This is a genomic window from Calditrichota bacterium (genome assembly GCA_014359355.1).
In the GTDB taxonomy this organism is placed as follows: domain Bacteria; phylum Zhuqueibacterota; class Zhuqueibacteria; order JANLFK01; family Oleimicrobiaceae; genus Oleimicrobium.
Window position 1 is genome coordinate 1 of sequence record JACIZP010000216.1, and the last position, 8,481, is coordinate 8,481.

Sequence of the window (8,481 nt, forward strand, 5' to 3'; positions counted from 1 at the left end):
TTCGGCCACCTGACCCCATACACCTGCTCGCGTGGTCTCGCAGGGGAAGTGGCAAACTCACCCCGAGATTTTACGCATATTTCGGCAACTTGTCAAGAAAAATCTCCTGCGCCGTGTGGATCTGCATCGCTCCCAGCGCGATGGGACGTGAGGGCAGGCTCGTTGCCTCAAGGACTCCGCTGACTGCGGGGCCGGCGGCCTTTGCTGCGACAAGCGCCACTGCCTGAATCTGTTGGACGCGACTGAGGCAGGCCAGGCCTTTCACCTTGACGGCCTGCCGGTGAGAAGCGGCTTATGCGTTATGCGTCGCAGCGAAGCTTATCCACTCTTCGATTTGCAGCCTGCGGATGACATGAAGGCCCCGCTGCTGCAGGGCTTGGACGAAGCTACTCTCCTCGCGATCTATGATGCCCGAAAGGAGGAGGACCCCGTCCGGCGCCAGCAGGCGGCGCAGGGCAGGGAGGAGCGGCGTGAGGGCCTGTGCCGTGATGTTCGCCGTGACGAGGTCGAAATCCATTCCGCGGCAGGCGTCAATGCTGCCCGCCCACAGCTGCACGACGCCCGCCACCTTGTTGGTGCGCAGGTTGTCCCGAGCAACAAATACCGCCTGCGGGTCGATGTCGCATGCCCACACCCGTGGCGCCCCGAACTTGGCAGCAGCGATGGCCAGAATCCCACTGCCGGTCCCCACGTCGAGGACGCGCCGCCTCTGCGCGACAAACTCCTCCAGAAGCAGCAGCACGCCGCGCGTAGTGGCATGGTGGCCGCTGCCGAACGCCATCCCCGGGTCCAGTAGGAGCAGAATGCCCTCCGCAGGCGGGGCAACCACCTGCCACGAGGGGCAGATCAGGATGCGTGGCGAAACCTGGACGGGGGTTAGCGAGGCCTGCCACGTCTTGACCCAGTCCTTGGCGTGCACACGACGGATGCGCAGGGCGCCGGGAGGCAGCGGGTACCCGAGGCGCGCCATCTCGCGGCGCAAAAGGCGCGCTACTGGGCGCGGGGGAGAGTCGGCACGAAAGTAGGCGACAATCTCCTCGGCAAGCTCCTGGCAGCCAGAGGTGCCGGCCGCAGCCAAATGGGCGAGCACGATGTCGCGGAGCGGCTCTGGCACCGGCACGTGCAGTTCGTACCACGGGGATTCTTGAACCTGGCGGGCCATGTGCTTAGCGGTAGAGCACACTCAGGACGACGCGCCCGACCTTGCATAGGCTCTCGGCGCTGCACTTGTCCGGGGTGTCCGCGAGAGTGTGCCAATACGGATAGTCGTAGTCGATGATGTCGATGCAGCGGATGCCGGCACGAAGCAGGGGTACATGATCGTCGACCAGCGCGTACTTCGGGCGACGGACGAATTCCGTGACCCCCAGCTCGGCGGCCCGTGTCCAGACAAGGCTTACCACGTCCGGTGCGCTTTCTTGGGAGTGCTGCTCGATGTAGATCTCCAGGTCAGCGTCGCCCACCATGTCCAGCAGGATGCCAAACAGAGGCCGGTAGCGGGGATCCTTGCTCTCCGCAAAGTGGCGCGAGCCGATCGCCCAGGTGCGGTCATCTCCCTCCTGGCCGCAGTCCTCGCCGTCAAAGAGCACGATATCCACCCCATAGCGTGGCTCGTGTGCCTTGAGCAGCCGCGCGACCTCCAGCAACACAGCAACGCCCGAGGCCCCGTCGTTAGCTCCCGGGATCGGGGTGGCACGATTGGCAGGATCGGGGTCATGGTCCGCCCAAGGCCTGGTGTCCCAATGGGCGCACAGCAGCACTCGCTTGGTCTTCTCGCTCCAGAAGTTGGCGATGATGTTGGTCATCACCACCGTGCGCCGTTCCGGGCCAAACGTGTGCTGGAACCTTTGCTGGGTGACCTTGTCCGCGTACTTTTGCAATTCTGCGGTCAGGTAGTCCAGGCAAGCACGGTGGCCAGGCGTGCCCGGCGCGCGGGGCCCAAACGCCACCTGCCGCAACAGATGATCGTAGGCTCTCTTCTCGTCAAACTGCGGGGCCTGTGCGGTGCACGAAATCGGCAGGAGCAGGAGAGAGGCCATGAGCAACAGCAGGAGCATGAAGCTGGTAGTGGCAGGTTTTGCGCAGCGCATCTTCTTCACCAGGGCTCAATTCCCGCGGATGGAGATGTTCACGTCTAAAGCCAGTTCCTGAATGGAACTGTCGCCGATGAGTTTATTCTTCGTCTTTCCCACCTCGAAGGAGACGCCTCCCCGCACGCGATTGCTGAAGGCGTAGGTCAACTTGGGCATAAAGCTCCACTTTTCGGTGCGGGCCGTCTCCTCGAAAATGCCCGCAGCCTTGCTCTTCTCGGTGACGTTCCGGTTCATGTTGAAAGTCACTGACAGGTCGACGTTGTTCTTGAGCACCGCATTCTTGAACGGCCAGATCGGCAGTGGGATGCGGAAGTTGCTGCGCTTGGAATAGTTGGTGGTGAAGGTGATGTCCATGGTCTGGGTGCGCGTCTGGCCTTTGCTCACCCCCATGCTCTCGCTCAAGTTCTGCCCCTTGTTGAAGCGGAACGTGCTGGTCATGCCGTTCTTCCAAGTGATGTTCATGCCGATCAGTGGACGGAAGTTTGCGTCATAATCCTTGCGCGTCTCTTCGCGGATGCCGCGCTCCAAGCTCCAGGTGCTGCGCTTCTGGCCGGTGAAGGCGTGGTCAAGGCTCACCGACTGCGCCATTTTCTTGAAGAAGAGGTACCGCTCGAAGCCGCTCCAGCGCACCGTCCACTCCGGCAGGGGAAGGTCGGCATTTCCTGAGCGGAACCAGTTCTGAGATTCATTGCCGGTAACCGTCGTGGTGCGGTTAACCGTGGAAGACTCCGAGTACTTGACCGTGATGGCTATTTGTCTGCTCGGCTTCAGCCCGCTGCTAAAGTTGAGGCTCTCGGTCTCGGAGCGGGAGCCCCTGTTCGACCCGACGTTCTGTGCCGCCACAGGCAGGCCGCAACTATCCGAAAGGCCGAACTGGAATTGCCAACGCGGCGTCCCGGGCGCCAGGCCATAGAGATTGGTGCTGGTCCGCTTGCTGTAGCTGACGCTTATCGGATCGACCATGCCAAACACCTTGGTCATGGTGTCAAAGAGGTTGAAGCTGCCGCCGCTCTTCTTTGGCTGCTCTGGCTGCGGCTGTTTGGCGCCAGGAGGTTGCCGCGAGGGAGGCGTCCTCCCTGGGACTGGGCGCGTTGGCGGCGCCGAGGGGCGACGAATTGACGTCAGCAACTGGCTCAGGTTCACCGAACCGGACGCGGTCACAGAAGCGTTGGTGGAGGCGCTGCGCCCTAGGTCCCTCTGCTGCTGATTGTAGTTGTAGCGATAGTCAGAGTTGTAGTTGAGGCTATTGCTAAGCCAGGTGAAGATTTTCGGGTTGTATTGCACCTTGAAGTTCTGGCTTACGGCAGTGAGAACTCCCAACTTGCCACGCGACCATTCCTGCCGCGGGACATTGCGCAGGTCGCTGGTGTGGGAACGGCCGTAGTCCAGGCTCAGGTTATCGAAGATGCGCATGCTCGCGTTCGCATCCCGTGTGACGTTAAAGACGCTGTTGTAGGATTCGATGCCGCTGCGCGTCCGCGAGTACATGGTTGAGCGGGTGCCGGAAACCTTCAGGCCGATGGTGGAGGGAGTGTAGTACATCTTGGTCACGCTGAGCTTCTTCAGAACCGGCACCCCGGCAAGCCAGGAGAAGGGCTGGAAGTAGTTGTTGCGGCCAAAGTTCAGGTTGTAGCTCGCCCCACCTGTCTGGTTGCGATTGCGGGAGGTTGCCGTCTGCGAATTGCTCCCTTCATCCGAGCTCTCGCTGTAGTTGGCCGTGATGTTGTCGATGGTGTGCTTGATGAAAAAGTTCCGTGACTTTTCCACGCGCCTGAAGGACACACCGAAGCCGCGTCTGGTGGACAGGGCCTTGATGGCCGAAAGAGTGGAATCGGGTGTGCGGTCGGTGACCTCGATATCGGTGCCCGGCACGTACTTGGGGATGGCAGCGCTCTGTGCATAGTTCAAGTTCACCGGGATGCTTATGCCCAGCGATTGCGGCAGGAGTTTGTCCAGCGCCAGGCTCCCAGTGAAGTTCATTCCCGTGCGATTGTCGCCAGAGCCGAAGCGCGTGTTCACATTGTGAAAGTCGGCGTCTTGTCGGTTCAGCTGAGCTGTTACCCGCGCCAAGTCCGCCAAGGCGAAATCCACGCTGGCCCGATAGGCCACGCCCCGGTCCTTCTTCACGTTAGACAAACGGAGCTCGTTGATCCAGATCTCGCCAGTGAACGGTGTGACGTTGGGTACCTTCGTCCCTTGCTGCTCTGCGAAAGCGAGGTTCTCCACTCCCGCCACCAGGATGCGCACATTGGTCAATGAGGGGCGGCCGACGATGCGCAGGCGCTTGCCATTTGGCAAGTACTTCTCGAAGACAGGTGCGCTCTGCGTGCTCAGCGAGTCAACCTTGTTGGAGGGGTCGAGCTTGATGGCGCTGAGCTCAAGCAGGTCCACCTCGATCTCGTTGCGGCGGTCCCAGCCCGGGTAGACCGGCTCCCTGATCTCGTAGTAGTTCTTGGCATCGGACCCAAAGCGCAGGAAGAAGTGGATGAGGCTCTGGTCAGAACGAATGTGGATGCCATACGGGTCCTTGCCGTAGACGAACATCTTCATCGTCTTGTAGTGGATATAGTCCTCGGGCTGATAGAGGCTCTTCTGGATGATGCCGTTGTACCCTGGCTGCAGCTCGGTTACCTTGAGCACCAGCGACTGCTCGCGGGCAATGACCTGGGTGATGCGGTCGCGCACCCCTTCCACGCCAGGGGGCAGGTTTTCTTTGTACTCCGGGTTGTCGTGGGTGTTGACCACCGTCACCACGACTGTGCTGTCGTTGCGGGCGTCGTACTGCTCGGGGGCGGAGGGCCCGGCCACGCCCTGTTCCTTCCAATCGCTGCCCACCAGCTTCAGCTCGGCGATGCTGATGTACACCGGCTGGTGATTGGGCACGCCGTCCACCCACACCCGCATGTACTCCACAAGGGAAATGTCGGGGTTGCCCACCACGCGACTGGGCTGATCAAGTGGGATGCGGTACTGGCGCCAGCCATGATCCTCGTCCGGGGGAAGCCCTTTGCCGCCCACCATGTACACGGTGTCCGGGCTTGACTTGTCCAAGGAGAAGGTGTACTCGAAGTAATCGTTCCTGAGGTCAACGTCTCCGTTGCGGTTGATGTCCTCGGTGTCCGGATAGCGACCGCCGGTGTCGTTTTCGTTCCCCTCGTAGCCGTTGATTTGGTCATAGTCGGGAACACCCGGCTGGTAGCGAAAGTCGTCATTGCTCCATGGTTCCCCGTAGTCTCGCACGCCGTTGCCATTGATGTCCCAGAAGTCGCCCCCGGCAGCGCGAGCCCGAGGGTCGTTGTTGGCCATGCCGTCCAGACCCACGTCCTCGCCGGGATCGAGTACGCCGTTCCGAATGCCACCCACGGCACGGTCTTCGGTATCGAGGCGACCATTGGGGATGACATCCTCCGATACCTGGCCGAGATCGACGTGCAGGACCCCGACATCGCCCTGTACCCAGATTTCCAGAAACTTGCTCTCGGTCTGGTCGGCGTAGCCGGAGGAGAGGGCGCGCTGAATGCCGGCCCATGACTCGGCGCTGGGCACGCTATCTGCCGGCGAGAAGCGCAAGGTGAGCACATTGACGCGCTGCGGCACATTGGGGTTGACGTCCTTCGTTGGCCAGATGTATTTGATGGGCACCTGATTGTAGGGGTTGTACCAAATCAGGCTTCCCATCTTGGCAAGACTCACCTCGCCGTGCGGCGCGTATTCCTTTTTCTGCAAGGGCACCGAAGCAGGCGTCCATCCACGCCGATCTATGCCGATAATCGTCTCCCGCTTCGACCCCTCGAAATCGTCGATGTAGGCAACCCCGTCGTTGTCCCCGGTCTTTTCGTTGTTGACAGTGTTGGGATTGGGGAGAACCTGCGCCATTTCGGCTTCGATGTTCAGCGTCGAAGGAGCCTGGGTGTTGACAAAGGGCAGGGCGTTCGCGAGGGTCGTCAAGAAGTTGGGCTTGAAACGCAATTGCGTATTCAGGTCCCAGACGAAATTCTGCATGGGCCCACGCCCCACGCGAATCTTCTGCTCCAAGGTGCGCTCGCCCAGATAGAGAGCCGTGCCGCCGATGAAGCTGTCCTGCCAGAGGTCGTATTGCGCGCGCGCGCCTAAGATGGTCTTGCGCTCGATCTGGAACATCTGGTTGCTCTCGTAGGTGATCTCCACGTCCGCCGAGGGTTGCGTAGCGGCCTCGTTGAGGATCACCAATTTGCCGGACCAGTAGTCGATGGTATAGTCCCGGTCCTTTACCAACTTGACCCCGTTCAGGCGCACCTCCTCGGAGCCCTCGATGACGTTCATGCCCAAGTCATAGTCCGGCCTGCGGATCTTTGAGGAGACCTCGATGTAGAACTTGCTCTCCTGCGCGATGTAGGACTGCACCGTGGTGTCATAAATGGCCCGCGTGCGTTTGTCATCGGGCAGCTCGGTCGGACCAAGGGGATCGAAGGGACGCAGGTCCGGGAAGATCAACTCGCCCCGCGCCAAGTTGATGATGTTGGCGTTCATGTCGATGCGGTTGTCGGGATTAGGCGAGCCGGTTTGGTCCACCTTGTCCAGGCCGAACATCTGCAGGTAGGACTTGACCTGGCCGCTCTTGGTAGGCCCCGCCTCTTGCGGGTCTCCTGACGGCGGTTTGTAGTAAATCTTCAGCTCAAAGCCATCTTCCGGGATGTTGCGCGAGCCGAGGTAGTAGACGTTTTTCCATTCCAAAATCCACGTGGGGTGCGCAGGGCGGGAGACGCGCGGTTTGAGCAGGCGCAAAATGATCGGCCTGCCCGATTCCGGCTGGTAGTCGATGTCACCCACGATGCGCCCGGATGAGTCCTCGTAAGCCACCGCCAGCACTTCGCCCTGACCCAGGGGGACCATCATCTGGATGTAGCCAAGGTCGCGCTCCAAGAAGTAGTCGGTGTTCTTTTCCAAACGTCGGAAGTAGCCGGTCTCGATGAGCTGCGTGTTGGTGGTGTCGATCTCGAAGGTGAAATTGGTGGTGTCGATATCCATGCCGGCAAAGCCGCGGATGGAGTCGGAGTAGCGGGTCTCGTATCCCGGCTCGGACTTGTAGAGCTCCAGACGTTTAATGGAGCGCGGCGGGTAGAAGCGGTGCCGCCCCTGCTCGTCGACGTCGGGGAATTGGCGGTAGTAGTACTCGTCCAGGAAGAAGTAGGTGCCGCGGCGGTAGCTATAGTCCTCGATGCGCTGCTTCTCGCCTTTGGCGCCGCCGCTCAGCGAGATCTTGTTGCCCTGTCCTTTCTCCTGGCTGGCGATGGTGGTCAACTTCAGGCGGCCGACCTCCATGTCGGCGCGCACGCCAAAGAGGCCGGTGTTTTTGCCGCTGAAAGTGACGAACTGTGTGGCGGGCAGCGACAGGCTGATGTTACCGGCATCGATGCTCTTGACGATCTCGTCATCAAAGCCCTGGTAGCGGAGGGAAATGGCGTTGTCGAAATCGAAGGCGCGCTCGCTGTCCTGGTCCACGAGGACCTTCACCTTTTCGCCGATGTGGCCGCTCACATTGAAGCGCTGCGTTTGCTCCATTTTGAAGTTATAGTCGGAGCCGCGGTTGAGCGCCGTCTTGACCTCGCTGCGCTTCTCGTGGCGGAAGCCGCCCTTGATGGAGATATCGCCAGTGACGTCCAGGCCGACGCGCCCACCGCCAAAGATGCGCTGGAACGCCTGGCTCTTAATTTCCACCGGGATGTCGATGACGATTGCGCCTGCCCCAGTGCGGCCTCCTGGCCCTTGCATGGTGGGCCCCTGCACCACGCGCTCCTGCCACAGCCTGTCCCGCTCATTGCGTGCGCGCAGTTGCACGTACTCACTCAACGTGAGGTAGGCGGGCAGGGTAAACGGGTAACCCAAAAGCTCTTCGGAAATGGCGATGTTCGTGCCAGTGGAGTCGATGCGCACCTGGCGCTTCAGTGAGGGCAGATTGACTTTAAGCAAGCCAGACGGCACAGTGTCCAAGGAAAGACCTACAGGCCTGTTGCTCTCCTTGAGCAGGGCAACGCGCGGATCAATGTGCGAGTAGAAGTGGAGCCTGATAGGGGAGGGGTCGTTATCGGCAAGCGCGGTGCTGCCAAGGCAGACCACGGCGGTGCACGCCACAAAGAGCGTACTCCAGACCCCCACGCGGCCGCTTTGATGTTGGTAGTAGAGGCTCACGCGCAACGAACCAAGAAGTGGAAACCTGGCAAGCCACTCGTGGCAGCGGTTCAGAGAAGCCTGCATGCCTGCGTTTTAGAACCACGTAACAAATGGCTCGGCGACGCCTCCCGACTCTTGGTCCATTGCGGAGAATTGTGTCTTAAGCTTTTTTCCACTGTAAAGTTAGCGAAAATGAGGGAAAAAATCAAGGGGAAAGTGGGGTGGCGTGGAGGTCAGG

The 8,481-nt window shown here is 60.6% G+C and carries 3 protein-coding genes; all 3 read right to left on the bottom strand.

The features are described from left to right. Positions 1–292: 292 nt before the first annotated feature. The 3 genes from prmA to sprA are packed head-to-tail and all read right to left on the bottom strand — an operon-like array spanning position 293 to position 8,327. Complete coding sequence (gene prmA / locus H5U38_09650; protein ID MBC7187285.1) at positions 293–1,162, bottom strand: 50S ribosomal protein L11 methyltransferase; 870 nt, start codon at positions 1,160–1,162, stop codon at positions 293–295. A 4-nt stretch (positions 1,163–1,166) separates the two neighbouring features. Further along, on the bottom strand, positions 1,167–2,090 hold the full coding sequence (locus H5U38_09655; GenBank protein MBC7187286.1) for a M28 family peptidase: 924 nt from the start codon (positions 2,088–2,090) through the stop codon (positions 1,167–1,169). 15 nt (positions 2,091–2,105) lie between these two features. After that, positions 2,106–8,327 carry a cell surface protein SprA gene (gene sprA / locus H5U38_09660; protein MBC7187287.1) on the bottom strand — a complete coding sequence of 2,074 codons (6,222 nt, stop codon included), beginning with the start codon at positions 8,325–8,327 and terminating at the stop codon, positions 2,106–2,108. Between the last annotated feature and the right edge of the window lie 154 nt (positions 8,328–8,481).